Origin of the sequence: Nocardia sp. XZ_19_385, from assembly GCF_015355755.1 — a bacterium.
Classification (GTDB): Bacteria; Actinomycetota; Actinomycetes; order Mycobacteriales; family Mycobacteriaceae; genus Nocardia.
Genome location: NZ_JACVEE010000002.1, coordinates 1,968,390 through 1,986,193, shown reverse-complemented (window position 1 = coordinate 1,986,193; position 17,804 = coordinate 1,968,390). Strand labels below are relative to the sequence as shown.

Annotated in this window: 1 protein-coding gene (only partly in view); it reads right to left on the bottom strand. The window is 68.1% G+C overall.

The genetic code is table 11. The features are described from left to right. Positions 1 to 17,804, bottom strand: partial view of a sigma-70 family RNA polymerase sigma factor gene (locus IBX22_RS21825; RefSeq protein ID WP_194817354.1) — the 5' portion only. The gene continues 41,620 nt to the left of window position 1, outside the view; the window shows 17,804 of its 59,424 coding nt (coding positions 1-17,804); its start codon is at positions 17,802 to 17,804; its stop codon lies beyond the left edge, outside the window.

The following is a 17,804-nucleotide window of genomic DNA, read 5'->3' as shown; positions in this document are numbered from 1 at the left end:
TCCAACCGAGTCAGGTTGTCGCGCACCAGATTCAGCTCACGAGCGCCCGGTTCCAGCGCCCGCCCGTAGCGCGGGTTCACCTGTTGCACATCGGCGATCCCGAAGACCCGGGCCAGCGCGTCACGAGCGCGTGTGCCGGCCTCGAGGTCCTCGACCAACGCGTCGTGCACCTGTTGCAGTTCGGCCGGCGGCAGCTTCTCGATCAGCTTGCGGTGCGCGATCTCCAGCTTGGCCAGCGCCTGTTCGGCCTCGGCCAGCTTCACCCGGGCGGCGCCCATGTCGTGGCGGCGATTGAGTGCCGAGGCGTGCGAGTCGACCGAGGTGTTGACGACGTCGCGCAGTGCCGCTTTCAGCTTGTCGACCGTCTGCTGCCCGCGTTCGATCTGTTGCTCGAGCGTCCGCTGCGTCTGCTGCGCGATCTCGGTGCGCTCGAGCAATTGCGCCGCGCCGTCGATGTTCTCGACCAGATCCACATAGTCGTGAACTTGCAGGATCTCGGTGTCGCTACCGAGGCGGGCGTCCAGCCGCGCGAGCAGGCTATCGATCTCGGACTGCACGTCCTGGCGCGCCTGATCGAGCGCGGCTTGGTGCAGCTCCACCGCACCGGCACGAGCCGACTCCGCGGCGGCGAGAGCGGAGTCTGCTTCCTGAACACGCTGCAGCGCTTCGGTTTCCAGCCGCAGCGCACGCTCGTGCAGACCCTCGGTGCGGGCCTGCTGAGCCTGGGTGTTGAGTTCTGCCGCCGCGGTGCGGGCACCTTCTTCCTGGGCCAGCGCCGCGGCCATCGCCTGGCGCGCCCGGGCGATCTCGGCGGCGGGCGGGGCGTGGGCGGGTGGTTGCCGATTCGCGGGGACCGGCGAGTTCTGATCCGGGGTCTGCCCGATGCGCAGGCCGGCATCGGGCTGAGCGACAGCCTCGCCGACGTTCGCGACTACCTTGCCGGCGTGGAAGACCACGGCATAGGTGGCGGAGTTCGCGATCCGCACGCTGCCGGTCAGCGCCGCCAACGTATCCCGCTTGCCGCTGGGCAGGGTGAACTCCGGCTCACCGTCACTGTTGATGCCCTCGAAGGTGACCGGGATGCCGTTGAGCAGGAAGTTGTTGCCGTGCAACCGCTTCAGCGCCCAGGCGTGCGCGCCGATGTTGTTCCGGTCCGGAGTCACCCGTTGATCCACAACCCAGGCGATCGAGCCTTCTGGGGCACGTTCCATCATGTTCAGCACCAGTCGGGCGTGCGCCGTGCTCGGATCGCCGAAGCCTTCCAGTTGCGCCCCATGCAGTAGCGGCTGTGTTTGCCCCCAGGTGAAACCGGCCAGGTTCTTCGGATCGACCTTCGGCACGGTGACGACGTCGGGCCGGTTCGCCGTGTGCTGATCGGCGGCGATCACGCCCAGCGAATCCGGGACGCAGGTGTTGATCCCGGTCCCCTGCTCGGAGAGCATGTCGCTGGTGAGGTGCAGTGCCGGGAAGTCCCGGCCCAGCAGCGGCAGCAGGAAACCGCCGACCCGCATCGCGATATTCGCCGCCGAGCTGTGGCCCTTGGTCCGGATCCCGCGCTCATCGAAGGCCAGCTGCAGCTGCTCGATGGGTGCGACCGCGTCGCCGTCCGGCTTGATGCCGACGAAGCCCGGGCAGACGCCGTTGCGGGTGTTCTTGCGAATCTCCTTGGTATCACCGGTGATTCCCACCTTGGTGATCCGCTGCGCCGCCCGATCGATCTCGATCGCGAATTCCGGCGGCTTGTGCGGCGTGGTGAACTTGCCCAGCGTGCTGAAGGTGACACCGGCCATCACGCTGAATTGACTGGTGAATTCGAACAACGCTTGCTGAACACTGGCCCAGGACCAGCCCGCGACATCGGGATGCTGGGCGAGACTGGTGAGGAAACCACGCAGCACCAGCGCGATGCTCTCCATGTTGGTGGCGGCGCTGAGCACCGTCTTGTCGCCGCGCGCGTTGTAGACGCCCTCCGAGGTCGCGGGCAGATCCAGCGCCTGTCGCATCGCGTCCGGGACGCCTGCCAGCAGCGGGTCGCGGGCCCGGGACCGCTCGTTCTTGATCTCCGCGAGCTTGTGCCACTTCGGGTCGTCCATCTGTGGCCAGGTCGCGGTCAGATGCTCGACCGCCGCCTGCATGAAGGCGTGCATACCGGAATCGCGCGGGTAGCCATCGTGTCCCACCATCACGTATTCGGTGGTGCTCTTCATCGTCGTGGCGTAGTACCCCGGCTCGGTGCCGGAGTAGTCGGCCCGCAGGGCCGCGGCGATCCGCTCCGGATGCGCCATCATCTCCTGCAGCGCGAGCTGAGTCAGCTTGTACTGCAACACACCCGAGGCGATCGACCGCTCCAGCGAGAGCCGCAGGTAGGTGAGCTCGGGCTCGGGGAACACGTCCTGGATCGTGCGGTCCGGACCGTGCACCTTGTCCGGGACATTCGCGGCCAGGAACTTCTGACCGATCTCCTCGATCACGGCCTCGGCCTGGCTCGGATCCGCCAGCACCCGCGACTGACCCTCGACCATCAGTTCACGGGTCACCGACACCGCGGTTCGCGGGACGTCCACCGACAGGATCCAGCCCTCCGGCGTCTCCAGCAGCCCTTCGAGCTCGCCTGGATCGGCGTCGGCCTCGTCTTCGTCTTCCTGGCGGTCGGCCTCGAGTTCGGTGGCGTTGCGCTCGTACATCACGTACATCCCGGCGATCTGGAGGCGCACGTGCGCGATCCGATCGGCGTAACCCACGGGCTGTTCGCGCTGCAGCCGGTCGAGTTCGGCGTGCACGTCGGTGATCGCGCCTTCGAGCACCCGGGCGCGCTCCTGGGCGATCTCCACCCGCTGGGCCGGGGTGACGTGCACCAGCACCGGCGGCCGCCCTGGACGGAACAGCACGAGCGGCTCACCACCCGCGCCGTGCTGATCCATCATCCCGACATAGGCATCCCACTCCACGGCCACCAGCGGATTCCAATACGCCAGCGGCGGATGCTGCACACCCATATCCGCGACGATCATCTCGTCGACGAAGTGGAAGTTCTCCGACGGCGACAGGCGAGTGCCGTCGGCATGCCGGACGTCGAACAGGTCGTGGTCGCCGGTCAGGGGCGCGAGATCGCCGGTCCTGGTGCGGCCCTGGACAACTCCGTCGACGACGGCGAACCGGCCCTGCTCGATGTAGTTGTCCATCTTCCCGCGCAGCACCTCGTACTCGTGCACACGCTGGCGGTACCGCGCCTCGAGTCCGGCCCAGATCAGGTCGGATTCGTTGGTACGCTGCGGCATTCGCAGTTCGTGATGGCCACCCTCCGGGAATCGGAAGAAGCCGACCAGGCCGATCGAGTTCGCGGGCGCGCCCAGCATCACGTCGTAGCGGTTGATGGTCTTGGCCTTCATCAACTCCGGCTTGTCAGCCGCGCCCTCGTAGATCCAGGGCACCGAGTCGGCGTTGGTCGGGCGCACCCAGACCTGGAAGTCGTTCTCCTCGACGAAGTTCTGGATCTGCTCCTGCCGGTGTAGTGGAATACCGCGTTCGGCTTCGAGTTGCTCTGGCGTGACCGGTGTTTCGGCCGGGGGTTCGACCGCCGGATTCGACGGACTCATGCCGAAGTAGGCGTTGTCGGCCGGGGGTGCGGCGTCCACGTCGCCGGTGGTCAGGACGATCGGCAGACCGTTCTTCCACACCGCCGCCCACAGATCGACGGCGCCTTCCCTGGTACCACCGGCCAACTCAGCCAACGACACCTGATTCGGTGTCGGCTGGGCACCGCTGGTGAGCTGCGGGACCGAGGTGTCGGTCGCATGCTCGGTGAGCCATTCGCGGCCATTCGGGTCGATCCGGAGCAGCGTGACTTCTTGCTCGTTGAGTTTGAAACGGTGTGTGCCGTCCGAGTTCTGGCGAAGATAGGTGAGACTGCCCGCGTGACCGACGGAACCGTGCCGGTCGGGGTTGCCGCGCTTCTCGAAGAAGAGGGCGGAGCTGCCCGGCCCTGCGGTGATCAGGCCTTGGAGGAGATGAGCCGCGGCGCTCAGGTTCGAATCGGCGCGGAAACCCTGTACGGGTGCGCCGTGCAACCTCGGCACGATATCGCTCCACAGGACACCGGCCAGCCCAGCTTTCAGCAGGTGCGCGGTGGTCACGATGCGGCCCTGCGCGCGGTTCACCGAGTCGGCGCCAACCCGCACGCAGTCGTTGTCGTGCTGGTCCAGGACGTAGCTGGCGCGCCCGAAAGCCCCAGTGACGGTGACCGTGAGCACCTGCACACCGGGTTTACCGGTGACCTTGCCCGTGACCTCCAGGCGGGGCGCCAGGTCGCGATCGCCGGTGTAGGACTGGGTGGCCTTGGTGACCAGCTTCTTCACCCCGGCCAGCGCCTCGTCGACCTTCGCCGGCGGCCAGCCACCCATCATGGCCCGCGTCTGGCTGTACACCAGGTCCAGACCCTGCATGCCGCTGTCCAGCGGGAGCCCGAAACGGCGGGTGCGGGCCGGATCGTTGATGTCGGGGAACAGCTCGGAGGTGAAGCCGAGCGGGTCGGGCCGACGCCCGGTCAGCTTCTGCCACCAGGTGCGTTTGCGCGGCAGGTGCGGCCGGTTGGCATCCCAGTCGTAACCCGCCTTCTTGGCCGCCTCGTGCGCGTCCCAACCGGTCTTGTCCGGGTGGCGCGCCAGGAATTCCGCCTCGTACAGGGCGGCCTCGAGCGCGATGATGTCCTCGCGCACCGGTTTTCCGGCGACCAACCGGTTCCACATGGCGGCGACATCGGCGATCTGGTTGAGATCGGAATTACGCAGCAGGTAATCGCGCGCCCGGTTCAGCGTCCGCACGATCTCGTCGGGAGTGCGCGTCTTGCCGGCGTGGTCGCGCAGCCAGGTCGAACCGTCGGAGTGTTTGGGCAGCAGCGCGCCCTTCGGATCCCGTACCCAGGCGTTGCCTTTGCCGCGTACCCAGCGCTTGGGATCGCCACCGGAGTACCGGTCCGGGTCAGTGAGCGCATGGTTGGCGATATGGGCGAGATAGCTGTCGTGTTGGAATTCGCGGTTGAACTCGAACAAGGCGTAGTCGCCAGCAGTCTCCCGCTGGATACCTTGGCGCTCTACTTCATTGGCGTTCCATTGTTCTTCCAACGCGGCCGGGATGGCGACCGAGTCACCCACGAATGGATAGACCACGGTGCCGTCCAGGCGCGCCATTTCCGAGTTCAGCGGCGGCTTGGCGAACTCCTTGCGATGCAGCGACTGCGGATCAGGCTGACCGTCGTTGAACCAGGCGCGAGTGCGGGTACCGCGCGCTATCGGCACCAGATGGATCCACTTGCCGTTGCCGACAGCGGGGATCCAGGTGCTCACGTCCGCCATGGCCCAAGTCAGGCGCGGATGCCGGTTCGCGAATTCCACAGATAGGGGCAGGTGTACCGACTGGCCGTGCGAAGTATTGGCGGGCAACCACTGGGTTGCACGCAGGATGAAATTGCCGATCCCCTTGTGGTTCTGGATAAACCTGTGCATCGCCGGATGGCCCAGCATCGGGCCGAAGATTCCGATGAACAAGATGCGGGCGTGGAACAGGTCGAGCCCGACCGAGGAGGTCCAGGCGTTCACGCCCTCGGGCACGTTGTAGGAGCTCCCCGGCGACAGCGGCGGTTTCTGCGAGAACAGGAACGCGGGGACTTCGCCCTGTTCGAATTCGTGCAGTCCGGCCATGATCTTGTCGAAGGTCGGCACCGAGGAGAACTTGAGCAGGAACGGCGGCTGCGGGGTGGTCCACTCCTCCTTCTCCCACTTGCGCGGGTGCTTGCCCGGCTCCCACGAAATCTTGTCCGGTCCCGAGGTACCGCCGCGCTGGGTCACTTCGGCGGCGGTGGACGGCAGTGCGACCGACTGCTCGTAGCGGCCGTCGGCGTCCACCTGCACCTGACGGAACTCCACCTGACGGAACCGCATCTGCACCGCACCGGTCGACGAGTTCGACGCCAGTAGGAGAACCACATCCAGGTCGGTGTGCGTCGGTAAAACCGCATTCAGGGCTTGGCGGTAGCTGTTGGTTGCGGTGTCGGTGCCGACGACCACCATCTGGGTGTCGAAGTTCGTCGAGCCGGGCGCGGGACGCACCCCGACCCGCTCCGAGATCGGCAGCAAGCCCAAATCATTCAGCGCGGCCAAGGCTGCCCGCTGCTCGGCGATCTGCTCGTCGATCATCTCGGCGAGCCGACCCTGTTCGGTCTCAGCCTGTTTCATTTGCGCGATCAGCTCGCGTAGCTGCTGGACCTGTTGCGCGCCCGGTTCCAACGACCCCTTGTACAACGGGTTCAGTTGGTTGATGTCATCGATCTGGTACACCGCGGCCAGCGAGTTACGGGCCCGGGTGCCCGCCAAGATCTTCTGAGTCAGCTCGGCGCGCAGCTCGATCAGCGGGCCGGGCGGCAGCTTCTCGAGCATCAGCTTATGCGAGGCTTCCAGCTCCGCGAGGGTGTGCAGTGCGTTGCGCAGGCTGGTGCGCAACACCTTCAGATCGGCTTGTTTGGCACGCGAGGATTCCCGGGTGTCAACGGGTTCCGCTTCGAGCTCCCGGATACCCTCACGCAGCGGCTGTACCGCGCGCTCGCCGCGCGCTATCTGCTCTTCCAGGGTGAGGCGCGCCTGCTGGGCGAACTCGACACGGTCCCGGAGCGCGAATGCCTCGGTCAGGTCGTCGACGAGTTCCAGATCTCTACGGAACTGGGCACTTTCGGTCTCGCCGCCGAGCTCTGCGACCAGCTGCTGCTGCAGGTCGGCGACGTGGTTCCCCAACGCGGCGATCCGGGCCTGGGCATCCTGCTCGGCTGCGGTGAGCGCGTCCTGGCGGGCCTGCACCGCCGCCACGCGCGCCGACTCTGCCTGCGCAGCAGCATGTTCCGCGGATTCGGTGTGCAGCTCCGCCTGCTCGTCCAAGGCGAGCGCGCGTTCGTGCAGACCTTCGGTGCGCGCCTGCTGCGCCTGCGCCACCAGCTGTGCGGCTTCGTTGCGAGCCGCGGCTTCACGACCGAGTTCCTCGGCCATCTCGGTTCGCAGCGCGGCAATTCGGGCCGGGGGCGGGCCATGCGCCGGTGGCTGCCGATGCGCGGGGACGGGCGAATTCTGGTCCGGCGTCTGGCTGATGAGCAGGTCCGCGTCGGGCAGTGCCGCATTCGTGTCACCGAAGCCCTGCACCAGTTGACCGTCCGGCCCCCAGGCGATGGCCCAGGTGGCGCGTGTGTCGGCGCGGGTCCCGCCGGTCAGGTCCGCCAGCGCCACGTTGATGCCGTCGGGGGTGGTGAACACCTCCCGATTCGTCCGCTCGGACTCGGCCTTGTTGTAGGTCACGCGGCGGCCGTCCACCTCGAACTGGTTGCCGCCCAAGTTCTTCAGGGCGTACGAGTGCGCGCCCACGCGGCGCTGATCGAGCACCCATGCGATGCTGCCCGGGCCCTGCGCCTGCAGTGCCGCGATGAGGTTCGCGTGACCGCGGGCGTCGCTGTTGTCGAAGCCACCCGGCTGGGCGCCGCGGAACGCCGGCAGCGCGTCGGCCCACCGCACGCCGGAAAGGTTGCCCCGCACCGGGATCAGGAAATCGACGACGTCACCCAGGTAGCCGCGGATACGGCTCAGCGAGTCCGGGAAACAGGTGCTGATCGCGGGCGGACCGGCCGGGTCGATCTCGCTGGTGTAGTGGTTCATCAGTGCCTCGAGGGCATTGATCTCCGCCCCGGTCCGGCGGACCTCGGCGCGCAGCTGCTCGTGCAGCGCGCTCAGCGCCGCGGGGTCGCGCACGAACAGCTCGGTGAACTTCTCCACCTTGAACTTGCCGAACGCCGCTTTGTACTGCGCGTTGGTCATGCTGTAGACGTCCGCCCCGTGCAGCCGGATCCAATCCTGGTCCGCCACAGGCACTCCCGGCACCGCGGCCGGCGGCACGACCTGCAGCTGCCGCAGCAGCAGGTCGACGTTGCCGATGAGGGCGGCCAGGTGCGCGGGGGCGTCGGCTTGCCGGATCGGGGCGATGTCTTCGGCGACCCGCGGGTCGTCGGTGAACAGCGCCGGGTTGGCCTCGAGACGTTGCAGCAGCGCGTCGATGTCTTTGGCCAGCTTGGGTTTTGTGGTCTTGAGGGTTTCCAGCGTCGCCTTGGGGTTGGTCGCCAGCTCCGCGCGGGTCAGGTTCAGCGTGTTCAGCGTGGTGTCGAGCTTGTGGTAGGCGTCCAGATCATGCATGATCCGCGCGTATTCGGCCAGCGCCTCGATCTGCACGGCGCGCACCTCGTTGTCGAAGCGCAGCCGCTCCAGGGTGGCGTCCAGGTGGGCGGGGGTCAGGTCGATCCGGCCGATCGGCAGGCGGCCCACCAATTCGGTGATGGCGGACTCGATTTCGACGCGCGACATCCGGGCCAGATCGAGTTCCGCGGGACTCGGCTGGGCCGGCGCCGGTTCGGTGACGGCCTGCCACGGGCCGCCCTCGTAGCGCACCATGGTGACGGTCAAGTTCCGGCCGTCGAAGTCGGTCGAGATGTGGCGCACCTCCGGCGATTCCACGACCGCGCTGAACACCTTCCAGGTGCTGCCGATCTGCTGGCCGGTGGCATCGAGCACCGGCACCTCGCGCGGCCACACCAGCCGGTTCTCCACCTGGAGGGTGCCCGCGTTGAATTCGGCGACGAGATTCGCGTGGGCGGGGTCGGCGAGCAGTTTCGCCAGCGTCTGATCGTGATCCAGCGCGTTGTCGATGACGACCAGCGCGTCGCCGATGCGGCCGATGCCCGGGTGGTCGACCGGGTCGATCAGTGTGCCGCCGTTGTCCTGCAGCCAGGCGTTGCGGGCGGTGTCGGTCGCCATCTCGGCGTATTCGCCGAAATTGTCACCGGCGTCGAGGAACCGCTCGGCCTGCTGTTCGAATGCGGCGACCTTCCGCTGCAGGTCGGTCAGGCGAGTTTGCAAGTCCGCCAGCACATCCGGGTCGGTGGCGGCGACGCCGAGCAGATGCGCACGGTGCTCGAGTTCGGTGCGAATGTGGTGCCGCCGCAAAGCTTCTTCGTTGAAAAGACGGCCGGCGGGCGTATCGCGATGCGACAGGTCGTACCACATGCGGCCGCCCTGCATGTTGTTGTTCACCCCGCCCCAGCGCAGCACGCCGGTGCGGCCCTCCTCCGCGGCGACCTCGGCCGCATACCGCTCCAGCGGGCTCGGGCGGTTGACGACCGCCGCCGGTAGCAGATGCGACAGGTCGACCTCGACCTGGAACGGGATATCCGCGTTCTCGACCTCGTAGCGGGCCAGCGCCGCCTCGAACGCCTCGGTCGAAACCGCTTGGCGGGTTAGCAGATACTGAGCCTGCTGGATGGCGGTGCGCACCGACTCCGGGCTCAGATCGGGCAGCTCGAGCCCCAGTGTGCCCAGTAGGGCGAGCAGCGCCCGTGCTTCTGTGTCGAGCTCTGTAGCGGCTTGCTCGATCTCCGCGCCCCACTGTGCGAGCTCGTCCTGCACCTGCGCCGACGGCGCGTGCTCGGCGTCGGGTGCTACCGGCGGCTCCAGCGATGCATCGATACCGGGCTGCGGCGGCGACGCCGGAAGTTGTGGGGGTGCGGGTGGTTTCGCAAGGAACCGGTCCTTGATTCCGTGCCGGTCGAACTCTGCTTCGTTCTCGCGCAACGCCTTCGGGTCGGCGTCCTCGCGGGCGTAGTCGTAGACCTCCCCGGTCCGTGAGACGGGCCCGTGCGATTCCGCCGAGTTGACCCGGCCTCGCATGAAGTTCCAGATCTTGGGCCAGTTGCGCTTCAAGTTGACCAGCTCGCGCAGTGTCAGCGCCGGGTTGGCCTCGAAATTGATCAGGAAGTCGTTGTCGACGATGTGCCCGACGCCTGCGACGGCGGCGGACTGGCCTTCCGGCACCCACTCCGAGGGCGGGTGCACCGGGTTTGTGACATCGCGCTTCATCATGCGTGCGCGGGCGCGCTGGAACCGGGTCAGCGGCCGTTCGGGCTTCGTGGCGACCTCGGTGGAGGGCACCTCCGGCGCGGCCAGGCGTTCGGCCGGTTGCACGGACCAGCCGCCGGAGCCATCCGGTGTCAGCCGGACCGGAATCCGCTCGCCGCCGACTTCCAGGTCGATGCGCACGGGCGCGCCCGGCGTGCTGCTCGTCTGCAGCACCTGGGTGACGTCGGCCAGGTCGGCGACCGCCTGGGCACGGGCGAGGGTCTCGGCCCGCAAACGCGCGAGCGTGTCATCCAGATTCGCTTGCGACAGGCCGTTTCCGGGCACCTCGAGCAGCCGTGCCCAGACCTCGACGATCTTCTCGATCTCGGCCCGCTGATCCGGATCGAGGGCCACCCGGTGCCGCTCCATGGCGGTATCCAGCGCTTCGATCGCGCCCGCCCGCAACAGGATTCGATAACCCTCCTGGGCGACGGTGGTCGCGAGGTTCGCCGGATCACGCTGGGCTGTATCGAGATTCAGCTGATCCGCGAGCGACTCGTGCACCTGCTGCAGGGTCAGCGGGCGCGGGGTGTCGGTGCGGGCCGGCGGCGACTGCAGCGGACCCGCGACGGCGTCCGGGTGCGCGAGCGGAATCGGCGGCGCGGCCTGTGCTTCCGGCGCCTGGCCGATGGACCGCTGGAACGCCTCGACCGCATCGCGCTGGGCGAGGAAGTCGGCCTGGTTGGCCGGGTCGGCCGGGTAACGCCAGTACCGCTCGCCGGGGAGCTGCTCGTCGGCGGTCAGCATCTGGAAGTTCGTCGGGAACAGCATGTGCTGGTTCGCCAGCCCATCCGGCGAGGCGTCCAGGAATTGGCGCGCCAACGCCATCTGCGACATGTCCTGCAAGGCGGCCTGCGGATCCGGCAGTGCCCCAAGGGTTTCCGAGAGTCCGAGGCGATCGGCCAAGGCTTGCGCGTAGGTAAGGCCCCGTTGTGCGGGCTGATTCTGCTGATCCGGTTCGACACTCAGGTCCGGGGTTTCGGCGAAGAACCGTCCCGCCTGATGCATCGGATCGTTGGGCCGGCGCACCGCCGGCGGATCCTGGCCGATCCGCAGGTCGGCATCCAGCATCGTCCCGGTACCGACCAGGCGTGGCCGAACATGCTGGTCGTTCTCGAAGAAGCTCGCCCAGGTGGCGTCGGTCTCCTCCGGTGTGGAGCCGATCAATTCGGCCAGCGATACCGGACCGGCGTCGGGATCGGCGTCCGGGCTCAGATCGATCAGCTGCTCCTGGCCGTTGTCGTCGATGCCGACGAGAAGCGCCCGCTTGCCGTCCACGTCGAAAACATTGTTGCCCAGGTTGGTCAGCGTGACTTGGTGTCCGCCGACGCCGTAATCGTCGACGGTGATGCGCCGGTCGACCATGACGGCCGAGGCGCCCTCTTTCAGCCCGCCCAGGGTGATCAGCAGGTTCGCGTGCGCGCTGCGGGCGGCCGTCGCCCAGATCATCGTGGGTTGCGCGTCTCCGAAATGCGCCGCCACCTCGCTCCCCGCGACACCGCCGAGCCGGCCGGGATCGACGACGAACGGGCCGACCACAGAGGGATGCCGCAACGCCAGCCGCTCGAAAGATCGTGTCACGCAATGGTTGATCGGCACACCGCCGGTCGGCAGACGGTAGTAGTTGTCGGCCAGCGCTTCCAGAGCGGCGATGTCGGCGGCGGCCTGCCGCACTTCGGCGCGCACCTCGGCCAGCGCCTCGGCGATCTGCTCGGGGGTGCGCTGCGGCACCGCGTCGAGATTGCCGGCACGGAAATCCTGATAGATCGCCTCCGCCTCGCTCGGGGTGGCGTTGGCCAGGTCGATGCCGAGCAGGCGCACCCAGTCGCCGTTCAGGTCCGGGGTGGTCGCCGTCTGCCCGGCCCGCGGGGGCGCGAGGAGGTCGGCGAGATCCGCGACCAGCGGCGAGATCTGGTCGTCCGCGTCTGCCTGCGACTGGTTGTTCGCGTGCAGCCGGGAGAGGTCGGCAAGCGCTTCGATACGGGCCGCGCGCAGGGAGTTCGCGGTGCGGGCGGCGTCGAGAGCGGGGCCGATCTGGGCCGGAGCCACATCGGCCAGGGACACGTCGAGGCGGGCCGCTGCGTCCTCGACCCGGGCCACCAACTGGGCGTTCGACAGAGCGGCGGGATCCGGCGCGCGGCTCGCCGGGCCCTGCAGCGCGTGCACCGCCTGCGCCGCCGCGGCCAGGTCGTTCAGAGTGACGGCCCGGGCCAGCACTTCGTCGCGCAGCCGCTCCAGGGTCGCCTCGACCTGCCCCTCAGCCAGGTCGGTGGCGGGGAGCTGCAGCAAACCTGCCCAGTGGTCGGCGATCTCGGTCAGATCGGCCCGCCAGAGAAGGTCGGCGGAAGCCTTGATCCGGGCGAGCGTGCGGGCGAGTGCCTCGATCGCGGCGGCCCGCAGGAGCGTCCGGAACTGCTCCATCGCAATGGTTTCCGAGAGATTCGCCGCGGCCACTTGGTCGGCGGATAGGTCCAACCGATGCAGCAGCTGCAGCTGCGCCAACCCCGGCGGCAGCGGCTGGGTACGGGAATCCGACCCGGCGGGGGCGGGGCCCAGCGCGGAAGCGATCGCCGCCGGCACGGCGATCACCCGCTCGGGACCCTGACCATAGGGGTCGAATCCAAGCTCGGCGACCGTTTCAGGCGAGCTGTAGAAGTGGCGCTCACCCAGATGCCGCTCGTCGATGCTCAGCGGGCTGAAGTCGTCGGGACCCATGGGTTCGCCCATGTTTCCGATGAGGGGTGTCGGGTCGAGAAAGCCTCGTGCCCAAGCTATTTGGGCCAGATCCGCCAAGGCGGAGCGCGGGTCCGGGAGCGTCGACAGCGCGTCGCCGAGGCCGAGCGGCTCCGCCAAGGCAACGATGCGGGCGCGCTCGGAGTCGGTCAGTTCGGGGAATGGGACCGGGGCAGGCGGGAGTTCGGGGTCCGGGGTGGGACCGTTCTCCGGTTCCGGCGCGAGCTCGGGGTCCGGGGTGAGAGCAGGTTCCGGCGCGAGCTCGGGGTCCGGGGTGAGAGCAGGTTCCGGCGCGAGCTCGGGGTCCGGGGTGGGAACGTTCTCCGGTTCCAGCGTCGGGGTTGGTTCCAGCTCGGCATCCGGGTCCGGTTCGGGAGCCGGTTCGGGCTGGTTTTCCGGATCGTCGGTGCGGCGCTGCTCTTCTTGCTGACGCCGCTGCTCGTCGAGGTAACGCCGCACCTCGCGCATCGGATCGGTCGGGCCGACGGGATCGCGGAGCGGGGGCGGCAGCTCATCCTCTTCGCGGCCCTGCACGGTGCCGCGCCTGGGCTGGAACGGAGTGGTCGATTGCGGGCGCACCGCGTTGCCGTGCTCGTCATAGGCCATCACCCAGGTCTTCTGGGGAGTGAGCGACATGGTGTCGGGATCGAACTCGACCGGGCCGTTGGGGTACCGCAGCGGGTCGTCGACCATGATCTTGCCGGTATCGGGGTCGATGTACCGGGTGTGGGCGTGCGAGCCGACGCCGTGCTCGTCCACGTCCGGGTTCTTTTCGACGACGATGATCGCCGCCCTGGAGTCCGTGCCCTCGGGGGCGCGGTTGTGCATGAATTCCAGCGCCGCGTTGATCGCCGCGTTCGGGTCCACGCCCTTGCGGGTCTTGGCCAGTACGAGCTGTGAGCCGCCGTGCTGCTGCATCAGCTCCGAGTTCAGGCCCGTGACATCAAGGTTGGTCGGCAGGGTGATGTTCGGGTTGCCCGTGCGCTGGCGGGCCACCCACAGCGCCTGCTCGGCACAGCCGTTCTGGCGCCACTCGGGACGATCGCCGTCGAGCCGCGACTCGTTGTCGGGCGCTTGGAAGGTGCTGGTTCCGGCGGCGATGTCCTCCAGCAGGTACATGCGGTCGGTCGGAACGCCCTTCGGCGGCTTCGGGCCGTCGGTCTCCGCGTTCCACTGTTTGAACAGCCCGTTGGTGCGATCCTGGACGTGGACCTTCACGTCGTCGCCGAACCGGCCCTTCTTGAGGAGCGGCTCCCCTTCCATGCCCATCAGGACGATGTGGTCGACCACGTTCTTCAGGCGGCCCTTGTGCCCGGCCGATTCGGCGACATCGACACCGTAACCACTGGCAACGACCGTGTTCGAGGCCTTGGGATGACCATTCGCGGTCCGAGACGCGTTGAACCCGGCCAGATCTCGGGACAACAGCTGAGCGCCCTGCCGGGCGTGCCAGGTGAACACGGACTGGCCCCGGCCGGGCGTGTTGTAACCGACCCACGCGACGGACACCGCCGACTGGCCGTCGCGTAGTCGTCCGACGGTGGCCCGATGCTCCCGCAGCGCGCTGTCCACGGTACTGCCGATATTCGCCAGCGAACCGTCCCGGCCCGGGACATGCCAGGCCGCCTTGGTCGCGGTGTCCGGTTCGCCGAAAGCGATTGCTGCCCTGCCACTTCCGTTGAACGCGGTGGAGTCGAAGGCGAGCATGTAGACGGACGGCGCCGGCCTGGTAGCGGCTGCCCGTTCCTTTGCCTGCAGCAAGGCCTGTTGCGTGTGCCGCAAGTTCGCCAGCTGCTTGTGCCCGGCCGAATCCAGGTTGCTGCTGGACATCAGACTCTTCAAGTCCGAGTTGACTTCCTTCAGAGCCGCTTTCGCCTGCTTTCGGGCAGCGTTGATCTCCCCTTGCTTTGCCCGGTGCTCCTGTACGAGGGCGCGGTGGGCAGCGGCTCGCTCCTTCCGAGGGGACTCCGGATCCACCCTGATGCTCGTCTGCGGCCGCGCCCTCTTCGCGCTGGCCAACTCGTTCTGCAGCCGCACCTGCAGGTTCAGCAGCGTTTTCAGGTCCTTTTGCTGGTCGGCGTCGAGGCCGCTACGAGTTATCAGCCGGTTCTTTTCCCGGGCCAGTTGCAGCCGGTTCGCCTTGTCGACGGCGGGCGCGGGGATACCCTTGGCATTGCCGATCACGTCCGGGTGCACCCGGATCAGCACGTTGATCTCGGTCTCCGACAGCGCCGCCCACCGCTTGGAGTTCTTGGTCGCCACGGCTTCCGCGTCAGCGTCGGAGGCGTTCTTGCCGGGGAGGAAATCGGCGGGCTTCGTCTGGCCCGCGGGATCGCCGATTCGCTCGGCGAGCTCGTTGAGGATCTGGGCGGCGTCGGTCTTCTCCGCGTCCGTCGCCTCGCTGGAATCCGCGGGCAGGACGCCGTCAGTGTCGTCGTCGGTGTTGGTGTTGGTGTCGTCGTTGCTGTCGGTGTCGTCGTTGCTGTCGGTGTCGTCGTTGGTATCGGTGTCGTCGTTGGTATCGGTGTCGTCGTTGGTATCGGTGTCGTCGCTGGTATCGGTGTCGTCGCTGGTATCGGTGTCGTCGCTGGTATCGGTCGAATCATCCGGATTGGGCTGGTTTTCCGGATCGGCGTCGGGGTCTTGGTTCGTGTTCGTGTCGCTGCCCGGCCGGGCAGGTGCGGGCGCCGGGTTCGCCGGAGCGGGCATCGGTGCGATCGGCGCCACCAGCGCGGGGTCCACTTCGCTGTCGGGCCGCGACTGGTTCACGTCGACCGGCGGCTGCACTTGGTGGTCGCCCTGCTCGGGCACCTCCACCTCGGAGTCCGAGCGTTCGCTTGTATTCGTTTGCAGCGCTTCGTTTTCCGAAAGCCGAGTCTGTAGCGGACCGGTCTGGCCCGGCGTCGCGGTCTGCGCGGCGGCACCCGCGCGGCTTTCGGGCGCCACCGGATCCACGTCGGTGCTCGGAGCCGGAACCGAGCCGTCGGAGAAACCGTCGGGGATGTGGCCCATCGTCCGTGGCAGGCCCGGAACGCCGGGGGCGGTGGGGGCGGTCGCCCGTCCAGTGTGCTGACCGGCCGCGGAACTCGACTGTCCGGCAGCCGGATTCGTCTGCCCGGTGGCCGGGGCCGAGCTCGCGGCCGACGAGCTGCCCGGCGCGACGCTGGACGAACCCGGAGTCGCGGTCGAGCCGGGGGTGGACGAGCCGACCGAGCCGGGCGCCGCATTGGGTGCGCTGGTCCCGACGCCCGGGGCGGCGCCGGGCGTGGCAGCAACACCCGGCGCCGCGGTGCTGGCAGCTCCGTTGGTGGTGTTCGTTTGCAGGTTCGAGTTGGTGTCGCCTGAAGTATCTGTGTGCGAGGTGGTTTGGACCGGGTCGGACAGCGGGGCGGAGAAGTCGTTGACGACGCCGGGGTCGGCGACCGGGGCAGCCGCGGCAGCGGGCCCGGCTACCTGCGCACCGGTATCCGCCACGGGCGCAGGGGAATCCGCGACGGGACGCTCGGCTGCCGGCGTCGCATCGCCTGCCGCCGGCGCCTGGGTGTTCGCACCATTCGACGCCTCGGTCGAACCTCCGGTGTTCGCACCGGTTTCCGAGTTCTGCTGGCTCGCTTGCGGTCCGGGTGCGGCCTGCTGGTCGCCGCCCTGCTGGCTCGCGCCCGGGTCGGCGGCCTGGGCCTGCGGCGCGGCCTGCGCGGGTGGTGCGGTGTCGGTGGCGCTGGCCGCGGTGGTGCCCGGGCTTTGGTCGGTTGTGCCCGGGCTGTGGTCGCCGGGGCCACCATTGGTCGCGCCATTGTGAGCCCCGGCGCCATCCTGGTTCGCACCGGTATTCGTCGGGTCCCCGCCACCATTCTGGTTCGCGCCACCGGTATTTGTCGGGTCCCCGCCACCATTTTGGTTCGCGCCACCGGTATTCGCCTGGCCGCCGCCACCATTTTGGTTCGCGCCACCGGTATTCGTCGGGTCCCCGCCACCATTTTGGTTCGCGCCACCGGTATTCGCCTGGCCGCCGCCGGGATCGGTCGATGTGCTGCCGGTGGTCGGCGAGGTAGGCGCGGTACCGTCCGGGAAGGTCGGCGAGTTGAAACTGGTTTCGCCGCCGCCGGCGGCGGCCGGGTCCCCGCCACCGATATTGGGCGCACCCAGGAACTGCCGTCCGCCGCGCAAACTGGACGCACCACTGGGAATCGCGCCGGAAAGTCCACCACCGACGAAGGATTCCGGGGTCCATTGCCCGGTCATCAGCGCCGCGGCCGTCGCGCCCACCACGCCCGCGCCGGCACCGACGATCGAGCCGCCCATGAACCGGGTGAATCTGCTGGGGCTCTCCATCATCCGGTTCAGTCGCGGGATGTAGCCCGCGCCGACGCCCGCGCCACCACCGGCGGCGCCGGCCACGAAGGCGACACCCAAGCTTTCCTTGAACTGGTCCATGTTGAAGTCCTGCGAGTGCAGGCCTTCCGCCTTGAGGATCTGGTACTTGAGGCCTTCCTCGATGGTGGTCTGGGCGACCTCGACCATGCCTTCCTGGATCATCTCGTAGACGACCTTCTTGATGACACCGCGCGCGGTCTCCGACAGGAAGCGCCGAGCCAGGATGCGAGTGATCGCCCACTCCAGAATCCGGCCGATGAATCCCATCGCAATCCGGGTACTCGCGATCGCGCCGGCTTGCACCGCGGGTGCGGCCGGTCCCGCGGCCAGCGACCAGGCCAGTTCGATCACCAGCCAGCCGAGCGCGAACATCGTGCTCAGATGGTTGCCATGCACTTCACCGGTGAAATCGTCGACGGCGACGGCCAAGTCGTCGAAGGATTTACCCATCAGCTCGATCGAGCCGTGTTTCGGGTCGTCGCCGTGGATTACGCTCTGCAGCGCGACGAAGATCTTCTCGCCGCCATCGCCCTGCGGGTAGGACACGCGCACGGAATTACTGGCGGTATCGGCTTCCCCGATCGCGAATTCGAGGATCTCCTTGCCCACATCGCGCAGCACATCGGAGATCCCGTCCAGATCGTTGGGATCGATATGCGTGACTTCCGCGCCCGCGACCCAGCCCACCCAGGCCAGCTCGTCGGGAATATGCCAGTAACCCAT